Annotated in this window: 16 protein-coding genes; 4 read left to right on the forward strand and 12 right to left on the reverse strand. The window is 63.3% G+C overall.

Annotated elements, in window-relative coordinates:
* Positions 1–152: 152 nt before the first annotated feature.
* Positions 153–752: a hypothetical protein gene (locus SM765_RS06915; RefSeq protein ID WP_274837609.1), complete on the forward strand. Its 600-nt coding sequence runs from the start codon at positions 153–155 to the stop codon at positions 750–752.
* Between the two features lie 126 nt (positions 753–878).
* Here SM765_RS06915 and SM765_RS06920 read toward each other — a convergent pair whose 3' ends face one another.
* From SM765_RS06920 to SM765_RS06945, 6 genes are all read right to left on the reverse strand, one after another.
* A complete protein-coding gene (locus SM765_RS06920) occupies positions 879–2,156 on the reverse strand; it encodes an amidohydrolase family protein (protein ID WP_274837610.1) in 1,278 nt (425 codons plus the stop codon).
* Positions 2,156–3,100, reverse strand: coding sequence for an ABC transporter permease (locus SM765_RS06925; protein ID WP_065272625.1), 945 nt, complete (start codon positions 3,098–3,100; stop codon positions 2,156–2,158). The genes SM765_RS06920 and SM765_RS06925 overlap by 1 nt, the downstream gene beginning before the upstream one ends.
* A 1-nt stretch (position 3,101) precedes the next feature.
* Positions 3,102–4,151 carry an ABC transporter permease gene (locus SM765_RS06930; protein WP_274837611.1) on the reverse strand — a complete coding sequence of 350 codons (1,050 nt, stop codon included), beginning with the start codon at positions 4,149–4,151 and terminating at the stop codon, positions 3,102–3,104.
* Positions 4,141–5,685: an ABC transporter ATP-binding protein gene (locus SM765_RS06935; protein WP_274837612.1), complete on the reverse strand. Its 1,545-nt coding sequence runs from the start codon at positions 5,683–5,685 to the stop codon at positions 4,141–4,143. The genes SM765_RS06930 and SM765_RS06935 overlap by 11 nt, the downstream gene beginning before the upstream one ends.
* Positions 5,686–5,701: 16 nt before the next feature.
* Complete coding sequence (locus SM765_RS06940; protein WP_274834548.1) at positions 5,702–6,727, reverse strand: BMP family protein; 1,026 nt, start codon at positions 6,725–6,727, stop codon at positions 5,702–5,704.
* A gap of 232 nt (positions 6,728–6,959) precedes the next feature.
* Positions 6,960–8,567, reverse strand: coding sequence for an acyl-CoA synthetase (locus SM765_RS06945; protein WP_274827692.1), 1,608 nt, complete (start codon positions 8,565–8,567; stop codon positions 6,960–6,962).
* A 226-nt stretch (positions 8,568–8,793) separates the two neighbouring features.
* Between SM765_RS06945 and SM765_RS06950 the strand changes: the two genes are divergently transcribed.
* The 3 genes from SM765_RS06950 to SM765_RS06960 are packed head-to-tail and all read left to right on the forward strand — an operon-like array spanning position 8,794 to position 13,085.
* Entirely contained in the window at positions 8,794–9,501 is a 708-nt protein-coding gene (locus SM765_RS06950) for an ABC transporter ATP-binding protein (RefSeq protein ID WP_274837614.1), read from the forward strand.
* A 4-nt stretch (positions 9,502–9,505) separates the two neighbouring features.
* Entirely contained in the window at positions 9,506–11,869 is a 2,364-nt protein-coding gene (locus tag SM765_RS06955; RefSeq protein WP_274834545.1) for an ABC transporter permease, read from the forward strand.
* A gap of 7 nt (positions 11,870–11,876) precedes the next feature.
* Positions 11,877–13,085, forward strand: a complete 1,209-nt coding sequence (locus SM765_RS06960; RefSeq protein ID WP_274834544.1) for an efflux RND transporter periplasmic adaptor subunit — start codon at positions 11,877–11,879, stop codon at positions 13,083–13,085.
* Positions 13,086–13,113: 28 nt separating this feature from the next.
* On the opposite strand, the gene SM765_RS06965 is transcribed toward SM765_RS06960, so the two are convergent.
* From SM765_RS06965 to SM765_RS06990, 6 genes are all read right to left on the reverse strand, one after another.
* Positions 13,114–14,610, reverse strand: coding sequence for a class I adenylate-forming enzyme family protein (locus SM765_RS06965; RefSeq protein ID WP_274837616.1), 1,497 nt, complete (start codon positions 14,608–14,610; stop codon positions 13,114–13,116).
* Between the two features lie 48 nt (positions 14,611–14,658).
* Positions 14,659–15,105: a PaaI family thioesterase gene (locus tag SM765_RS06970; protein ID WP_274837617.1), complete on the reverse strand. Its 447-nt coding sequence runs from the start codon at positions 15,103–15,105 to the stop codon at positions 14,659–14,661.
* 135 nt (positions 15,106–15,240) lie between these two features.
* Entirely contained in the window at positions 15,241–16,065 is an 825-nt protein-coding gene (locus SM765_RS06975; protein WP_237028378.1) for an IclR family transcriptional regulator, read from the reverse strand.
* Positions 16,066–16,083: 18 nt separating this feature from the next.
* Entirely contained in the window at positions 16,084–17,424 is a 1,341-nt protein-coding gene (locus tag SM765_RS06980; RefSeq protein WP_274837618.1) for a TRAP transporter large permease, read from the reverse strand.
* Positions 17,424–17,936 carry a TRAP transporter small permease gene (locus tag SM765_RS06985; RefSeq protein WP_274837619.1) on the reverse strand — a complete coding sequence of 171 codons (513 nt, stop codon included), beginning with the start codon at positions 17,934–17,936 and terminating at the stop codon, positions 17,424–17,426. Before SM765_RS06985 ends, SM765_RS06980 begins: the two co-directional genes overlap by 1 nt.
* 121 nt (positions 17,937–18,057) lie before the next feature.
* On the reverse strand, positions 18,058–19,119 hold the full coding sequence (locus tag SM765_RS06990; RefSeq protein WP_065273719.1) for a C4-dicarboxylate TRAP transporter substrate-binding protein: 1,062 nt from the start codon (positions 19,117–19,119) through the stop codon (positions 18,058–18,060).
* Positions 19,120–19,172: the final 53 nt, after the last annotated feature.

Raw genomic sequence — 19,172 nt, forward strand, 5'->3', positions numbered from 1 at the left:
GGTTTTCTTCTATTGTATCTGGGCTGTTCTAATACCGTATTGATTTGGACTGCAAACTCAGCTGCCTGCATTCGAAGGCTTCGTGTTGGTATTGTTATTGATTATTAAATAAATCACCTTAAGGTTGTTTTATGGCAGTCATAGGAGAGAAAATGAAGATTCGAGTTAGTCAGTTTATCGAATTTGCATATGGCGATAAGCGCAAAGACAAGGCTAAGGCTAGAAGCATAATTGACGATCTTGATTTGCCATATGATCCCGCAAAGGATCGCTATAAGCAGTTTCGGGAAGCAATGACCTCTTTTGAGGAGGGAAGGATGTCGGCTGATAAGTTTCTAGAGCTGCATTCCAGCGTTTCTGCCAATAAGGCAGCGGGCTATAAGGTCTTGTGCCGAAACTATCTGGACTTGAAAGAGGACCACGCTCTCACTTGGCAAGGACGCAGTCCCATTGAAGTGGAGATTTCTGGTCTTAGGATCACAACAGTTTGGTATTTGCGTACAGAAGCGAACAATCAGAGAAGAATTATATTTTTACATTTTGGTAAAGAGCAGATGCCCCGGAAAAAAGAGAAAGGGCTTCTGACTTTGCTGCGATTGGCAAAACCAGAATCGGCGGGTGTCGGGATACTGAATATCCAGCCAGGAACACTGATAACTGCAACGCGACTGGACCAGAACGAGGCCAATTACCTTCAAGAACGCGCTGCGAAATTTGTTGCTCTTGCCAACGACATTCAGTCAGGTGGCTAGCAAATTGTGGCGTAGGTCAACCGTTTGGCGTTTTGCATCGATCATCAACCTGCTCTAAGCATACTCTTGAGGTGCATATTTTGCTTCGGAGCGGGGCGGACATGCTTTTGCTGCGGACCAGTCCTGTCACCCCACCTCATGCCGCCGCCGCACAGTCTCGGGACGTCCCGGCAGGCTCAGACTTGCATCCCCACGGGCGCTGCGGGCGATGACCTTGCCCTTCGCCACCACCGCCAAACGGGCGGGGCGCAGGCGGACGGCCTCGGTCGGGGTGCTGGCATCCAGAACCACGAGGGAGGCGTCGTTGCCCACCCTCAGGCCATAGTCCTGCAGTCCGATGATCTGGGCGTTGACCTCGGTCACCATGGTGAAACAGCGGGCCATTTCGTCCGGGTGGCTCATCTGCGCCACGTGCAGTCCCATGAAGGCGACGTCCAGCATGTCGCCGGTGCCAAGGGAATACCAGGGATCCAGCACGCAGTCCTGACCCCAGCCGACGGGGATGCCAAGGGCCTGCATTTCCTTCACGCGGGTCAGGCCGCGGCGTTTGGGGAAGGTATCGTGCCGCCCCTGCAGCATGATGTTGATCAAGGGGTTCGGGATCGCGGAGATCCCGGCCTCGGCGATCAGCGGCAACAGCTTGCTGACATAGTAATTGTCCATCGAATGCATCGAGGTCAGGTGACTGCCCGCGACGCGCCCCTGCAGGCCGAGCCGCTGGGTCTCATAGGCCAGCGCCTCGATATGGCGGGACATGGGATCGTCGGTCTCATCGCAGTGGATGTCGACCATCAGGCCGCGTTCGGCGGCGATCTCGCACAGATCGCGCATCGACTGCGCGCCATCTGCCATGGTGCGCTCGAAGTGGGGGATGCCGCCCACCACATCAACGCCGATATCCAGCGCGCGGATCACGTTCTCGCGCCCCGTTTTGGTGCGGTAAAGACCATCCTGCGGGAAGGCGACCAGTTGCAGGTCGATGTAATCTTTGACCTTCTCCTTCACCTCCAGCATGGCGGTGACGGTGTTGAGGTGATCGGGTGTGGTGTCCACGTGAGAGCGGATCGCCAGCGTCCCCATCGAGGCCGCCCAGTCGCAATAGGTGAGGGCGCGCTCGACCATCTCATCCACGGTGGCAATGTCGCGCAGTTCCCCCCAAAGGGAGATCCCTTCCAGCAGCGTGCCCGAGGCGTTCAGCCGCGGTTTGCCATACGACAGCGTCGCATCCATATGGAAATGCGGATCGACGAAAGGCGGCGCCACCAGATCGCCGCTTGCGTCGATGACCTCACCCGCTTCGGCATCGAGACGGGCCTCGATGGCGGTGATCTTGCCGCCTGTAATGCCGATATCGGCGGTTGTTCCATCGGGCAGGGTGCCGCCCTTGACGATCAGGTCGAACATCATCTTTCCCCCTTGTTGAAGGGCACCATCAGCGCCGCCGGGATCTCGGCGCGGCGGGACATCACCACCAGCGCCAGAATGGACAGGATATAGGGCATCATCAGGAAGACCTGATAGGGCACCACGGCCCCGATGCCGGTTTGTTGCAGGCGGATCTGCAGGGCGTCAAAGGCGGCAAAAAGTACCGCGCCCAGCACTGCCTTGCCGGGTTTCCAGGCGCCAAAGACGACCAGCGCGATACAAATCCAGCCGCGCCCGTTCACCATGTCGAAGAAGAAACTGTCAAAGGCCGACAGCGTCAGGAAGGCGCCGCCAATGGCCATGAAGCCCGAGCCGACCACCACCGCGCCCATGCGGATCGCGGTGACCGACAGGCCCTGCGCCGCGACGGCTTGCGGATTTTCTCCAGCGGCGCGCACCGCAAGGCCCAGCGGCGTCCGGTACAGCACCAGCGCCGTCAGCCCCGCCAGCACAAAGGCGGCATAGGTCAGCGGCGTTTGCGAGAACAGCGCAGGGCCTACGAGGGGCAGATCTGACAGAAGCGGGATCTCATAGGGCTGAAAGGCGGTGATTTTCGGCGGCGAAGACACCTCGGGCAGGATCACCCGGTAGGTATAGAAGGTCAGCGAGGTCGCCAACAGCGTCAGCCCGACCCCGACCACGTGCTGCGACAGGCCAAAGGGCACGGAAAACACCGAATGCACCAACCCCAGCATCATGCCGGTCAGCATGGCCACCGCGACCCCGCCCCACAGCGGCAGGCCGCCCCAGACCGCGATCCAGCCTGCAAATGCGCCCGCGACCATGATGCCCTCGATGCCGAGGTTCAGAACGCCCGCGCGTTCGCAGATCAGCTCTCCGATGGTGGCAAAGATCAGCGGCGATGCGATGCGGATGGCGGCAGCCCAGAAACTGGCCGACAGCAGGATGTCGATGAGATCCATGTCAGTCCCTCCGCAGGCGGAATTTGGTGAGAAGGATCGCCAGCACCATGAACAACAGGGCCGAGGCGAGCATGATATCGGCAAGGTAACTGGGCACGCCTGCGGCGCGGCTCATGCTGTCGGCGCCGACAAAGATGGCGGCCACGAACAGCGCGGCGACAACCACGCCCAGCGGGTGCAGCAGCGCCAGCATGGCGACCACGATGCCGGTGTAGCCAAAGCCGGGGCTGAGATCGAGCGTCAGCGATCCCTTGAGGCCGGAGACCTCGGAAAAGCCCGCAAGACCGGCAAGTCCGCCAGACAGCAGCGCGGTTTTGAGGATCACCTTGGTGACCGGGATGCCGGCGAAACCGGCGGCCTCGGCATTCTGGCCGACGGCGCGCATTTCATAGCCCAGGGTGGTGCGGGTGTTGATCACCCAGACGCCAAGGGCCGCGATCAGCGCCAGCGCAAAGCCCCAGTGCAGGCGCAGCCCTTCGACGATGCGGGGCAGGCGAGCCTCTGGCAGCAGTCGCGCGGATTTGGGCCAGCCCATGCCCATGGGATCCTTCAGCGGCCCTTCGAGCAGGTAGCTGACAAACAACAGGAAAATGAAGTTGAGGAGTAGCGTCGTCACCACTTCATCGACGCCCAGCCGGGTTTTCAACAGGGCAGGACCCAAGAGGATCAACGCCCCGGCCAGCATCGCAGCGATGGCGCAGAGCGCCAGCATCAGCGGCGCAGGCAGCGACAGGGCGCCGGTACCCAGAACCACAGTGATCACCGCCCCGGCATAGAGCTGCGCCTCGGCGCCGATGTTCCAGAGCTTGGCGCGGAACGCCACCGCGATGGCCAGCCCGGTAAAGATCAGCGGCGTTGCGCTGTTCAGCGTCTCCAGAATGGCGAATTTCGATCCAAACGCGCCTTTTAGGATCAGGCCAAAGACGGCAAAGGGATTGCCGCCCGCGATCATCGCCAGCAGGGCCGCCACCACAAAGGTCGCGGCGATGGCCAGCGCAGGCGGCAGCACGCGCCGCGCAAGGCTGGGCGCTGCAATCGGTTCAAGCCGCATCGGTTATGTCCTTGTCAAAGCCTTCGCCCGCCATCCAGCGGCCCAGATCCTCGGGGCGCATGGTGCCACGGGCAAATTCCGGGCTGAGCCGCCCTTCGGAAATCACGTGGATCACATCCGACAGGCGCATGATTTCATCGAGGTCCTCAGAGATCAGCAGAACGGCGGCGCCGCGGTCGCGGGCCTTGGCCAGTTGTTCATGCACGTAGTTCACCGCGCCGATGTCCAGCCCGCGCACGGGTTGGTTGGCGAGGATGATATCCGGTGCGCCTTCGAGCACCCGGCCGAGGATCAGTTTCTGCATATTGCCGCCCGACAGCAGGCGGATGCGGATATCGGGCCCCGGGCAGCGGATGTCGTAGCCCTTGATCAGGCCTTCGGCAAAGGCGCGGGCCTTTTTCCAGTTCATCCAGCCGCGCTGGCTGAACCGGGTGGCGTAGGTTTCCAGGATCGCGTTTTCGGTCAGGTCGAAATCGGCGATGGTGCCGGTCTTGTGCCGGTCCTCGGGAATGCGGGCCACACCATTTGCGATGGCGGCGCGGGGCGACCAGCCCTGCGGTGCCTGCCCGTGCAGGGTGATTGTGCCGCTGGATGGGGCGATGAGGCCCGAGATCAGATCGGACAGCGCCGCCTGCCCATTGCCGGACACCCCGGCAAGCCCGGTGATCTGGCCCGCACGCAGGTCCAGCGCCACTCGTGCCAGTCCCGGCGCCGATCCGGCGCCTGGCGTGGTGACATCGCGCAAGGACAGCAGCGGCGCGCCGGGGGTAGCGGGGGCAATGCTTGGTGCGCTGACCTCAGCGCCGACCATCAGCGCGGCGAGCTCCTCGCCATTGGTGTCTGCGGTGGCGCGCTCGGCCACAAGGCGGCCATGGCGCAGCACCAGCACGCGGTCGGAAATCGCCATGACTTCGTGCAATTTGTGGGAAATGAAGATCACCGACAGCCCCGAGGCAATCGCCTCGCGCAGGGTGGCGAACAGCGCGTCGGCCTCCTGCGGGGTCAAAACCGCGGTGGGCTCGTCCAGGATCAGGATCTTTGCATCGCGGTAAAGCGCCTTCAGGATCTCGACCCGCTGACGCTCGCCCACGGTCAGACGGCCGACCTTGGCGTCGGGATCGACCTTCAGGTGAAAGCGTTCCGACAGGTCGCGGATGCGCGCCTTGGCGGCGGCGGGCCTCAGGCTGGCAGCGCTAAGGGCATCAACGCCCAGCACGATGTTTTCCCAGACCGTCAGGTTCCCCGCGAGGGTGAAATGCTGGTGCACCATGCCGACACCCGCATCCAGCGCCGCGCGCGGATTGCCCGCGGGCAGGGTCTGGCCGAACAGCTCCACCGATCCTTCATCGGCGGTGTACTGGCCGAACAGGATGTTCATCAGCGTGGTCTTGCCCGCGCCGTTTTCCCCCAGAAGCGCGATCACCTCACCCCGGTGCAGGTCAAAGCTGACGTCTTCGTTGGCGGTGACGGGACCGAACCGTTTCGTAATGTTCTGAAGGCGCAGGACAACCTGCGCCTTGTCTGTTTCTGTCATAGCCGAAAGGCCCGTATCAGGAGGATTTGGGTTCTTCGTCGTTGATCGCAACGGTGAAGGAACCGTCCTTGATCGCGGCGGTGCGGGAGGCAACCAGATCCAGCGCCTCTTGCGGGATCTTGCCTTCGAAGGTGCCATAGGGCGCCAGCGAACAGCCGCCTTCCTTCATGAAGGAATACATGCCGTAGTCAGCGGCGGTAAAGCTGCCGCCCTTGACCGCTGCGATGGCCGCATCCAGCGTTGGTTCGAAATGCCAGATCGCCGAGGCAACCACGGTTTCGGGGTAATCCGACTGGGTGTCGATGACGTTGCCGATGGCCAGAAGACCCTTTTCCTTGGCCGCGTCCGACACGCCAAAGCGTTCGGCATAAAGTATGTCGGCGCCGTTCTCGACCATGGCGAATGCGGTTTCCTTGGCTTTCGGCGGATCGAACCAGGAACCGATGAAGGAGACCTGGAACTTCATCTCGGGGTTCATTTCGCGCGCACCGGCCATGAAGGCGTGCATCAGGCGGTTCACTTCCGGAATCGGGAAGCCGCCGACCATGCCAATATTGCCGGATTTCGACATTGCACCCGCGATAATGCCTGAAAGATAGGAGGCATCCTGAATGTAGTTGTCAAAAACGGACAGGTTCGGGATTGCCGGGTCTTCCTTGAAGGAGGAGCCCATCAGGAAGGCCACATCGGGGTACTCGGCGGCAACTTCGCGCGCTTCGGCTTCGACACCGAAGATTTCACCGATGATCAGCTGGTAGCCCTGTTCGGCATATTCGCGCATCACGCGGGGATAGTCCGAGTTCGAGGTGTTCTCGGAATAGGTATAGCTGATGTCGCCGCGGTCCTGCGCGGTCAGGGCGGCCACATGGATACGGCTGACCCATTGCTGTTCGACCGGCACGGTATAGATGCCCGCGACCTTCAGCGGCTCAGAGGCCATCAGGCGGCCAGGCGCGGCAAAGGCGCCTGCGGTCAGGGCCGCAGCCGCGCTGGTGGCCAGGAACTGGCGGCGCGATACGGCGCCCTTGAATTCATTTGTCATGGAACAATCCCCCTGTTGAATAAGCCCCTGAAACACGGGACAATTGTCCAATCGGTAGAAACACCGCGCCGATCAGGCAAGCGGTCATATGTTGGACATGTATCCTTCTGAGCCTTCGCCTAATTTGTGGGCAAAGGCAAGAATTTTCGCCACTCAAAACGTCAGATGGAGGATGCGGATGGGGGCGCCCCGCCCGTGGTTCGGGCGGGGTCTGGGGGCCTGGATCTACCGGTCAGGCACTCTCTTCTTCAAAGACGCCCGCGTATGCGATGCGTAGGTCGCGCTTCAGGATCTTGCCGCTGGCGTTCTTGGGCAGCGCCTCGACCAGGGCGATATGCTTGGGGCTTTTGAAATGGGCTAGGTTTTCACGGCAATAGTCCATCAGCGCCTCAATGCTGGTGTCTTCGCCGGGTTTGGCCACCACCACGGCGGTTACCGCCTCGATCCATTTGGGGTGCGGAATACCAAAGACCGCGACCTCGGCCACGGCGGGGTGGTGAAAGATGCATTCCTCCACCTCGCGGCTGGCGACGTTTTCGCCCCCCGTTTTTATCATGTCCTTCTTGCGGTCGACCACATAGAGGTATCCTTCCTCGTCAAAACGGCCCAGATCACCCGAATGGAACCAGCCGCCCTGAAAGGCTTCGGCGGTCTTGGCGGGGTCCTTGTAGTAACCAAGGATCAGATGCGGGCTGCGGTGCACGATTTCGCCGACTTCGCCAACGGGCAGGTCGTTGCCATCGTCATCGACCACGCGGGTTTCGACGTTCAGCGCGGGCCGACCGGCCGAGCCGAGCTTGCTCAGCTGTTCATGCGGCAGCAGGATGGTGGCGACAGGGGCCATTTCCGTCTGGCCGTAGAAATTGAACAGGCGCAGGTTCGGCAGGCGGCTGGTCAGCTCCTCGATGATTGCCGTGGGCATGATCGAGGCACCGTAATAGCCCTTGCGCAGGGAACTGAGGTCGGTCTTGTCGAAATCCGGGTGGCGCAGCAGCGCGATCCAGACGGTGGGGGGGCAGAACAGTTTGGTGACGCCCTCGGCGGCGATGGCTTCCAGCATCTTGCCCGGATCGGCGGCCTCCATCAGAATGCTGGTGGCGCCCAGATACATGTCGGGTGTCAGGAAGCAGTCCAACTGCGCGCAGTGGAACAGCGGCAGGCAGTGCAGCTCGATGTCGTCGGCAGCCATCTCTCCATCGCTGATGCAGCTGCCGTATTGCGCATAAAGCGCATCCGAGGACAGCAGCGCGCCCTTGGGCCGGGATTCCGTGCCGCTGGTATACATCATCTGGATCGGATCATCGCCTGCGATCTCCACATACGGCGCGCTGTCGTTGGCATGCTCCAGCACGGTCTCGGCGGCTTCCCAGCCTGCGGGAACCGCGTCGGCGGCATGGGCAATCGACAGGCGGAACAGCATCGGCTGATCCAGCTGGGCGAGCGCCGCATCGGCAGTGGCACAGAGCGCGTCCTCGGCGATGATGGCCCGGGCGCCGGAGTGATCGAGGATATAGGCCACGTCTTCGGCGTTCAGCATGAAGTTGACCGGCGTCGTCACCGCCCCCAGCCGTGCCAGAGCCAGTCGGAACACCACGAAGGCGCGGTTGTTGTGGGACAGGAGCGCCACCCTGTCGCCCTTGGTGATGCCGCGCGCGGCCAGACCGTTGGCAGCGCGGTTCACCGCTGCATCGAGTTCGGCAAAGCTGTCGCGTTGCCCACGGAACACCAGCGCGGTCTTCTGCGGCGTGCGGGCGGCGCTGCGGCGCAAGAGATCGCCCAGCTGCTGGCTGCGGGCACGGGCGATGGTGGCGGAAAGCTCCGCTTCGGTCTGTGTTGTCATTCTGTCCTCCCTGGTTCTGGCGAGATCCTGCCCGATGTCGCCGGGGCGTCAAGCCTTTGGACGGGCAGAACCCTCCGTCACGTTGCGTGCCTTTTGCGGGGCAAGGGGGGGGGCGTTGTCGCTGCAACGGTAGGGGGGGTATCTGCCGGGGCTTTGTATTGGGGGTTGAGCCATGTCAAAGTTCAGGGCGCGCCGTGCCCCTATCGATGGGGGCCAAGAGGTGAACATGCCCGACGTCGTCTTCAGAACCAAGGACCTGACCAAGGTCTATGATACCGGCCAGCAAAAGGTGCATGCGCTGGCGGGGGTCGATCTTGAACTATACGCTGGTGAGCTGGTGGTGCTGCTGGGGCCGTCGGGCAGTGGCAAATCCACGCTGCTGAACATTCTTGGCGGGCTGGATCACGCCACCGATGGGCGCGTCTGGTTCCGCGATCAGGAGCTGACGGGCATGGGCGACCGGGGGCTGACCCGGTTCCGGCGCGATCACGTCGGTTTTGTCTTTCAATTCTACAATCTGGTGCCCAGTCTGACCGCCTGGGAAAACGTGCAGCTGGTGACGGACGTGGCGCGCGACCCGATGCCGCCCGAAGAGGCGCTGAGAGAGGTCGGCCTTGGCAGCCGCATGGATCACTTCCCGGCGGAAATGTCCGGCGGCGAGCAGCAGCGCGTCGCCATTGCCCGCGCCATCGCCAAACGCCCCGAGATCCTGTTGTGCGATGAACCCACTGGGGCGCTCGACAGCAAGACCGGGGTGCAGGTGCTTGAGGCGCTGCGCCGCATCAACGAGAGCACCGGTACGACCACCGTGGTGATCACCCACAATGCCGCGATCCGGCAGATGGCGCATCGGGTGATCTGGTTCCAGGATGGCAAGATCCGTCTGGTGGAGGAAAACGCCACCCGGCTCGCCCCTGCCGAGATCGAGTGGTAGGGCGATGCAGGCGCTGGATCTCAAACTCTTGCGCAGTTTCCGCCGTCTTTGGGCGCAGGCGCTGGCCATTGCACTGGTGCTGGCCTGCGGGGTTTCGATCCTGCTGATGGCCTTCGGCATGGAGCGGGCTCTGGATGACACCCGCGCCGCTTATTACGAGCGAAACCGCTTTGCCGATGTCTTTGCCCGCGCAACGCGGGTGCCGGATCACGAGATGGGGCGGGTGCAGGCCATCGACGGTGTGCGCGCTGCCGAGGCGCGGGTCGAACACTACGCCATCCTCGATCTGCCGGAGAAGGTCGAGACGGTGACGGGGCTGGTACTGTCGCTGCCCGGCAACGGCGGGCCGTTGCTCAACGTGCCACTCCTGCGGAGTGGGCGCCTGCCGGATGCGGATGCCTCGGAAGAGGTGGCGATCAATGATCCCTTCGCCCGCGCCAACGGGCTGCGCCCCGGCGACCGGTTCAGCGCCAATCTGAACGGCCAGCGGCGTGACCTGCGGGTGACTGGCACGGTGCTGTCGCCGGAATTCATCTATACTCTGGGGCCCGGTGCGCTGCTGCCGGACAACGAAACGTTCGGCATTATCTGGCTGCCGGAACGGGTGGCCGAGGCGGCGTTCGACATGAAGGGCGCCTTCAACAGTCTGTCGGTCAAGCTCAACCCCGCCGCCCGGCAGGATGAGGTGATCGACCGGATCGACGATATTCTGGCTCCTTATGGTGGGCTTGGCGCGCATGGCCGCGATCTGCAGCTGTCGGACCAGTTCATCGACGCCGAGCTGAGCGAGCTGCGCAATACCGCGCTGATCCTGCCGCCGATCTTCTTTGGGATCACCGCCTTTCTGGTCAATATGGTGGTGGGGCGGATCGTGCTGCTGGAGCGCAGTGAGATCGGCCTTTTGAAGGCGCTGGGCTATTCCAACTATGAGGTCTGCCTGCATTATCTGCTGCTGGCTGGGCTGATCGCCTGCCTTGGGGTGCTCATTGGCTGGGCTGCGGGCACCTGGCTGTCGCGGTCGCTGGCGCAGATCTACGCGCAGTTCTTCGAATTTCCCTATCTGATCTTCCACACGCGGCTTGATGCCTATGCGCTGTCCGGGGTGCTGGCGCTGCTCACCGCGGGTCTTGGCGCGGCGCAAAGCGCGCTGCATGTGGCCCGTATGGCGCCCGCAGTGGCGATGTCGCCGCCCGCGCCGCCCCGGTTCAAACGCAACCTTCTGGACCGGATGCTGACCCGGCTGCGCCCCTCGCAGGCGGTGATGATGATCCTTCGCAGTCTGGTGCGCTGGCCGGTGCGCTCGGGGCTCAGCATTCTGGGGCTGTCGCTGGCGGTGTCGGTGCTAGTGGCCTCGGGCTTTTTCCAGGACGCGCTGGACGAGATCATGGAGACCTCTTTCTATCAAGCGAACCGGCAGGATGCGGCGCTGATCTTTACGCCCGAGATCCCGGAAACGGCCCTGCCCGAGGTGGCAAACCTGCCCGGCGTGCTGCAGGCCGAGGGGCAGTTCTATCAGGCGGCGGTGCTGCGCCATGGTCATCTCAGCAAGGATATCTCGATCGAGGCCCGCCGCCCCGGCGCCGACCTGGCCCGCATTCTGGATGGCGATGGCCGGGTGGTGGAGCCGCCTGCAGGTGGCATCTTGCTGTCCGAACGGTTGGCCGGGCAATTGGAGGCGCGCGCGGGCGACGTGATCGAGGTCGAGTTCAAGGGCGGGCGCAACGAAACGCACATGGTACGGGTCTCGGGCACTGTGACACAGTACTTCGGAATCGGCGCCTATATGGACCTCGACACGTTGAGCGCACTGCTGCGGCAGGCGCCGCGCATCACCGTGGCTCATCTGCGGCTGGATCAGAACGCGGTGCCAGAGCTGCACGCCCTGCTGAAGGAAACGCCCTCGCTCAGCGGGCTCAGCATGATGAGCGAGATCCGCCAGTCGTTCCGCGAAACCATCCGCGAGAATGTCATCGTGATGACCACGGTCTACGGCGTGATCGCAGTGCTGATCACGGTCGGGGTGGCCTATAACGGTGCCCGCATCCAGATGTCCGAACGCGCCCGCGAACTGGCCAGCCTGCGCATCCTGGGCTTCACCCGGGCCGAGGTTTCTTTCATTCTGGTGGGGGAGACCATGCTGCTGGCGCTGTTGGCGCAGCCGGTCGGATGGCTTCTGGGCGCGGGGATTGCGGCGCTGCTGGCACATGGGTCGTCCAGTGACCTCTATTCGATTCCACTGGTCCTGAAACCGGCGGGCTTCGCCACGGCCAGCCTTGTGGTGCTGGGGGCGGCGCTGGTGTCGGTGCTGTTGGTGCGGCGGCGTCTGGACCGGCTGGATCTGGTCCTGGTCATGAAAACGCGGGAGTAGAAAGACGATGCTGAGAACACGAACCGTTGTCATGGCCGCAGGGGCGGCGCTGGTTGCCGGAACCTTGGCCTTTGTTGCCATGCGGACCGATCCGGTGGCGGTGGATCTGCACCAGATCGGCACCGAGCCTTTGCAGGTGACGGTCAATGCCGATGGCAAGACCCGCATCCGCGAAATCTACGATGTCGCGGCGCCGATCACTGGCACCGCGCAGCGCGCGCCGGTGCGGGTAGGGGATAGCGTGGTGGCTGGGGAAACCGTGGTGGCCGTGCTGACGCCCGCCGCCGCCAATCTGCTCGATGCGCGCAGCCAGGCCGAAGCCGAGGCCGCCGTGCGCGAGGCCGAGGCAGGACTGGCGGTGGCGCGCAGCAAGATGCGCCAGGCCTCGGAAACGTTGACTCTGTCGGAAAGCGAATTCCGCCGCGCCGATACGCTGGTGCAGCGCGGCGTGGTTTCCCGCACCCGGCTGGAAGAGCTCGAACAGAAGCTGCATATCGACCGGGCGGCGATGACGGCGGCAGTGTCGGCGCTGGAAATGGCCAAGGGCACGCTGGATCGCGCCCGCGCTGCGCTGATCGAACCCGGCGCCGCCGAGGCGGGCCAGACCTGCTGCCTGACCGTGACCGCGCCGATGTCGGGGCAGGTGCTGACCGTCGATGTGCTGAGCGAACAGACCGTCCTGGCCGGAACCCGGCTGATCTCCATCGGGGACCCCGAGGATCTGGAGATCGTTGCCGATCTTCTGTCCACCGATGCTGTGCGGCTGAAGGAAGGCGACCGGGCCATCGTGGAACGCTGGGGCCGCGATGCGCTGCTGGAAGCGCGGGTGCGGCGCATCGAACCGGCAGCCTATACCAAGGTCTCCGCCCTCGGGATCGAGGAACAGCGGGTCGATGTGATCCTCGACCTGACCTCTGCGCCCGAAGACTACGCGGGCATGGGCGATGGCTATGCCGTCTTCCTGCGGATCGTCGAATGGGAAGGGACGGATGTTCTGTCGGTGCCGCTGAGCGCGGTATTCCGTCAGGGCGCAGGCTGGGCGGTCTTTGTCAATGAGGCGGGCATCGCCCGGCGCAAAGCTGTGAGGCTGGGCCGCCGCAACGACCGCAGCGCCGAGGTGCTGGAGGGGCTCTCCCCCGGTGATCAGGTCATCCTGCACCCTTCGGACCTGATCTCGGACGGCAGCGCAATCGCGCCGCGCCCGGATCAGAGTTGAACCATGCTGGGCTGACCGCAGTGGCGGCTCAGTCCAGATCCGCTGCGAAGGTTTCGATCAGCTTGTGCTTCAGGATCTTACCCGTCGGGGCAGCAGGCAGCTGCAGGGTCAGTACCACTCGCGAGGGACGTTTGTAGCCCGACAGCCGCTCGGCCACATGCGCCTTCAGCGTGGCCTCATCGGTGGCAGCAAGATCGGCCACCTGCACAAAGGCCAGCACCTCTTCATTGCCATCCGCCGCGCGGCCCACCACGGCGCTTTGTACCACGGCGGGGTGATCGTTCAGGGCTGCCTCAACCTCTTGCGGGTAGACGTTGAAGCCTGAGCGGATGATGATTTCCTTGCTGCGCCCGACGATATGCAACCGGCCCTGTTCATCGAACCGGCCGATGTCACCTGTGCTGAGCCAGCCATCCGCGTCGATGGTGGCGCGGGTGGCCTCGGGGTTGCGGTAATAGCCGACCATGACATGCGGGCCACGGGCCTCGATCTCGCCGGTTTCGGCGCCGTCCTTGATGCGGGCCTCGGTACCGGGCAGGGCGGTGCCGACGCTGGTGTCGGGATCGCCGATCAGATTGGTGGTGGCCGACAAGCCGGCGGTGCATTCGGTCATGCCATAGCCGTTCTGCAGCGCCAGACCGTAAAAGGCCTCGGCGTTGCGTTTCCAGGCCGGGTCCAGCGGCGCCGCCCCGGAAGAGACATAGCGCAGCTTGCTGCCTTCAAGTTTGCTGACGCCCTGTTCGCGGGCGTATTGCATCAGCAGGGCGTGCATCTGAGGCACGGCGGGCAGCACGGTGACGCCATCCTGCAGCGCCTCATAAAGAGCGGCGGGCGTGAAGCGGGCCTGCAGCCGCACCGCAGCCCCGGCGCGGGCCGAGGCGACGATCATCGAGGCCAGACCAAAGACATGGGTGACAGGCAGTCCGCCATAGACCTGATCGCCGGGCTTGATCCCGCGCAGATTGGCCGAGGCCTGCCCGGCAAACAGCAGGTTTGCGTGGCTGAGCATCACGCCCTTGGGGTCGCCGGTGGTGCCGGTGGTATAGAGCATGACCGCGATCTGCTCCGGCCCGTCCTGAACCGGTTCCGGCGCGCTGGGACCGGTCACGGCAATGGCCACCTGACCATAAAGTCCATACCGGCTTTGTGCCTCCAGCCGGAGCGCATGGGCGGCGGCGTCCTTTGACGAAGCGGTGGTCAGGACGATCACGCGCGGGGTGGCATGGGCGGTGACGCGGGTGATTTCATCCGCGCTCATCCGTGCATTGACCGGCACCGCCCAGGCGCCGATCCGGCTGCAGGCAAACAGGAAAGCCACAGTCGCCGCCGCGTTTTCCGACACGATCAAAACCCGGTCCCCTGGCGCCACGCCTTCGGTGCGCAGATCCGCCTCGGCGTCCTTGCTGGCCTGCTGCAATTCTGCATAGCTCAGCGGGCGCCCGTCGAAATCAATAAGAGCCAGCGCCTCGGCAGAGGTCACGGCCCAATGCTCAACGGTTTCGTGGATGCGGGTATAGTTGGTCATGGGCTGGGTCCGGGGTCAAAAGTGAGTGTCAGGAGCGGTGCGCGCGGGTCAGTCTTTGGCAGCAGAGCCGCCGTTTAGCCGGTCGGTGGGAACCCGGCGAAATACCCCGTTCGAGGTGGCGATCAGGGTGCCGTCTTCTGCCTCCAGCCGCCCGGCGATGAACAGGGTGCTGCGCCCGCCGCCGGTGATCTGCCCGGTTGCGGTGACCCGTCCGGCATAGGCAGGGGCGATGAACTGGGTGGTCAGGGAGATGGTCAGAAACGGCGCGCGTCCCGTGGGATCGACGCTCATAGAGCCGGTGGCGCCGCTGGCGCTGTCCAGCAGCGTGGTGGCGATGCCGCCGTGCAGAACCCCGTGGCGGTTCAGGTGCGTTTCGTTGAGGTCCAGCCAGCAGCGCGCGCCGCCATCACCTGCGCTGTTGCTGACGTCCAGAACATAGCCGATCAGGCGCTGCGGGCCGGTTTCGGAATGGATGATCAGGTCGTCAGTGGACATTGAAGGCTCCTTGGTCTGCGGGGGCTGGACTGCGCCGGTCGCGGGCACAACACGGGCGCGCGCAGCCGATTTTGCGGCACCTTAGCAGGGCCGTCGATCATTTCAATAAATAAAATGCAATTCGGATATGCGGAATTATCCGCGTTGGACAAGCGCCGGACTTTTGCCTGTCATTCGCTCTAGCGTACGCACGGCGGCCTGCAGTTTCGGTCCCACTTCGTTCTCCATCCGCTCGACCGTCAGCATCTCGGGGGTGGCGCCGCAGGTAAAGACCACGGGCTCGTCGAATTCATGGCTGCGGAAGGGAACGGAAACCGCGTTGACCGTACTGGCATAGCGTAGCCCGTGCCCGGCGATCACGAAGCCCCGGGCGACCAGCTGCGAATAGGCATCCTCGCGCAGGCTGGCTACGGTGACGTCGGAATCCTCGACCATTTCGCCATAGGTGTCGACGTAGCTGGCGAATTCCCGGTCCGACTGGGCCGCAAGCTGGGCCTGCCCCGAGGAGGAATGCGTCAGCGGGATGCGGTGACCGACCTCCAGCCAGATCGATGACGCCTGATGCGGGCGCCAGGTCTTGGTCAGCAGGATCTTCTGATCGTCTCGCACCCCGATCAGAACCAGGGTGCCGGTTTCATCCGCCAGCGGCTGCATGATGTCGGTGGCGGTATCGACGAAGGACACCGAGGCCGCCGCCACATTGCCAAGGGCCAGCAGCGCCGGGCCGGGGCGGTAGCGGTCGTGCCGGTGCCCGTGCGATAGGTAGCCAAGCGCCTGCAGGGTGAAGGTCAGCCGCGACACGGTGGATTTCGGCAGACCGGTGCGCTCGGACAGTTCCTGATTGCTGAGCCCGTCATCGCTGGGCCTGAAGGCGCGCAGAACACTCATCCCGCGCGCCAGGGTGGTTGCAAACCGGCGATCCGTCGGAGCTTCCTTGGCCATATGTGTCAATCCCGTCATGTTTTGCTTCAGACCGGATTACATCATCGAGTTCGGTAGAAGCAACGAAATCGCGGGAAAGGCCATCAGAAGGATCAGGACGATGACATCGACGGACAGAAACCGTGCGATTCCGGCAAAGATCCGGTCAATCGGCGCGTCCTTGCCGACCACATTGGCGATGACAAAGACGTTGAGCCCCACCGGCGGGGTGATCAGGCCGATTTCCAACAGCTTGATGATCACGACGCCGAACCAGATCAGGTCCATCCCGTAGGTTTCCACCAGCGGCACCACCAGCGGCAGGGTCAGAACCATGATCCCGATGGGATCAAGGAACATGCCCAGCAACAGGTAGATCAGCGCAATCGACAGCAGCAGCCAGAACACCGACAGTTCGGCCTGGGTCACCACATCGACAATCGCGGGGGCGACCCCAGTCAGCGCGACGAAGGCGACAAAGATCTTGGCCCCAGCGGCGATGAAGAAGATCGACGCGGTCTGCAGGCAGGTCTCGCGGAAGGCTTCCCAGATCGAGGTCAGGGTCAGCTTGCGCTGCAGCACACCGATTGCCACGGCGAGGCTGAGACAGACAGCTGCTGCCTCGGTCGCGGTGAAGATGCCGCCGTAGATGCCGCCGATGATGACGATGAACAGCACGAAGGCAGGCCAGGCCAGTGCCGCGGCGCGGAACCTGTCGGCATAAGAAATCTCGGCCGTGTCCACCGGGGCGGCCGCCGGGTCGCGTTTCACCCAGATAAAGATCACCAGAACGAACCCGGCGAGGGTCAGAAGACCGGGCAGGATGCCAGCGACGAACAGCCGGTTGATCGAGGTTTCGGTGAAGATGCCGTAGATGATGAACAGAACGCTGGGCGGGATCAGGGATCCCAGGGTGCCGCCCGCTGCGACCGATGCGGTGGCCAGGCGGTTGTCATAGCCCATGCGCAGCATTTCCGGCGTGCAGATCCGGCCCATGGTCGAAGCGCAGGCAATCGACGATCCGGTGATGGCGGAAAAGCCGCCGCAGCCCATGACCGAGGCCATGGCAACGCCGCCGGGTACCGCCGACAGCCAGACCCGCGCTGCGTGGTAGATCCGCGTGGTGATATCGGCCTTATAGGCGATATGCCCCAGCGCGATGAACAATGGTATCATCGACAGATCGTAGGAGTGAATAAGGTCGAAGGAGTTGGAGAACACCATCGAGGTGGTCGCCCGGATGGCGCGTTCCGGCATGAAGGTGCCGGTGCGGAAGGCGAAGATGCAGAAGGTGCCGACGGCCGCAACAGCGGCAAGGGTGAAGCTGATCGGCACCCGCAGCGCCAGCAGGATCAGAACGGCGGCAAAGGCAATCAGCCCAATCGTAGAGGCGTCCATCAGTCCAGTCCCTCGGCATGTGTGTCGGCAAAGCTGTAATCGCCCGCGCGGATGGCGCGGATGTCCTGCACCACCAGCACCAGAAGGCGCAGCCAGCACAGGGAAATCCCGATCAGGAAAATCAGGCGGCCGGGCCATTTCGGCAGTTCCAGATCGCCGTAGAAAAACCCGCCCGAGGTAAAGTTATGGGCAAATTCGCGCCCGCCGGCATAGATCAGCGGCATCAGGGCAAAGAGACCTACGATTGAGCCGAAGACCGCCAGCCAGGCCTGTGCCCGGGGCGGTAGGCGGTTGGCGAGGAATTCGACCGCTACGTGGCTGCGCGCCAGGGTGGCAGCGGCCAGCGGCAGCACGATGGCGGCGACCATCAGTTCGCGCACGATGACGATCGTGTCGGGCAGGGCCACGTTGAAGATGGCCCGCGAAAATACGCTGGCGGTGATCATCAGCCCCAGGGCGATGACGGCTGCCACCGCAAGGTTCAGCAGGAAAGTTTCCAGTGCTTTCAGCATCAGAGCCTCGTGTGGGTCAGGCATTGCAGGAGAAAAAGCGGGGGCGGCAAGAGGCCCGCCCCCGCAGTCGTTGGTCCCGGTGTGGTGTTGCCACCAGTCATGAGGAGGCGGGACCTACGGTTTAGCGGGTCCAGGGATAACCCTTGCTGTCACGCTCTTCGGTGTATTTGGCGATCAGGCCGCGGTATTCTTCCAGGAGGGCCGCACCATCCATGCCGGATGCGTTCATCTGCTCAACCCAGGCGTCGATGTGCTTGGTACCGGCGGCGACCAGCTTGGCACGCTCTTCCTCGGGCAGGGTGAAGACCTCGATACCCTTTTCCTTCATGGTTTCGATGGCAGCATCGTTCGCGGTGGTGATCAGACGACCGAATTCATCCGCCATGCCGCGACCGGCATCCAGCAGGACCTGCTGCTGGTCTTCGGAAAGGCTGTCAAAGACGTCCTTGTTCATCAGGATACCAAGACCGCCGACCTGACCCCAGTTCAGCAGGGTGTAGTTGTCCATGACTTCCTGCTGTTTGAGGGCGGTGACAGCGTAGGAATAGCCCTGCGAGCATTCCAGCAGACCGGTGTCCAGACCCTGATAGGCCTTGTAGATGCTCATGTTGACCATGTTGCCGCCCAGCTCGCCGAAGACTTTGCCGTAGGCGCCGGTGCCGCGGATCTTGCGGTCCTTGATGTCTTCGACCGAACGGATCGCATCGCCGGTGCAGCCGATGTGCACGGCTGAGGTGGTGAAGGTGCCGATGTAAACGAGGTTCTTCTTGGCCAGATCCTCGGCAATCACCGGGGAAGAGCGCATCAGCTCATCCGTGGCGCGCATGCCGACCCAGGCGTCGGGGTTGTCGAGCGGCAGATCCGCGATGCCATAGGACTGCATTTCTTGTGGGTAGTAGACTGCGATCACGGTGCCGAGGTCGGCAACGCCGTCACCGATGGATTGCACGGCGGCATTGGCCTTGAACAGGGCGCCGCCCCATTGCACGTCCACCTTCAGATCGCCGCCCGAGGTCTCTCCAACGGTATCGGCGAACCATTGCAGCGCGGCGGCACGGGCGCCGCGATTCGGGCCGGCCTCGCCGTGGATCAGGGTGGTCTGCGCCGAAGCAACGCCGGCAAAGGCCATCAGCGCAGCGGGCAGCAGGGCGGATTTCAGGCGTGATTTAAACGGGGTATTCATGACGGTCTCCTCCCAGAGATATTCCACTATGTAGAATTAAGTTCCGATATAGG

The organism is Pseudophaeobacter sp. 1A09344 (genome assembly GCF_041008745.1).
Taxonomy (GTDB): Bacteria; Pseudomonadota; Alphaproteobacteria; order Rhodobacterales; family Rhodobacteraceae; genus Phycobacter; species Phycobacter gallaeciensis_A.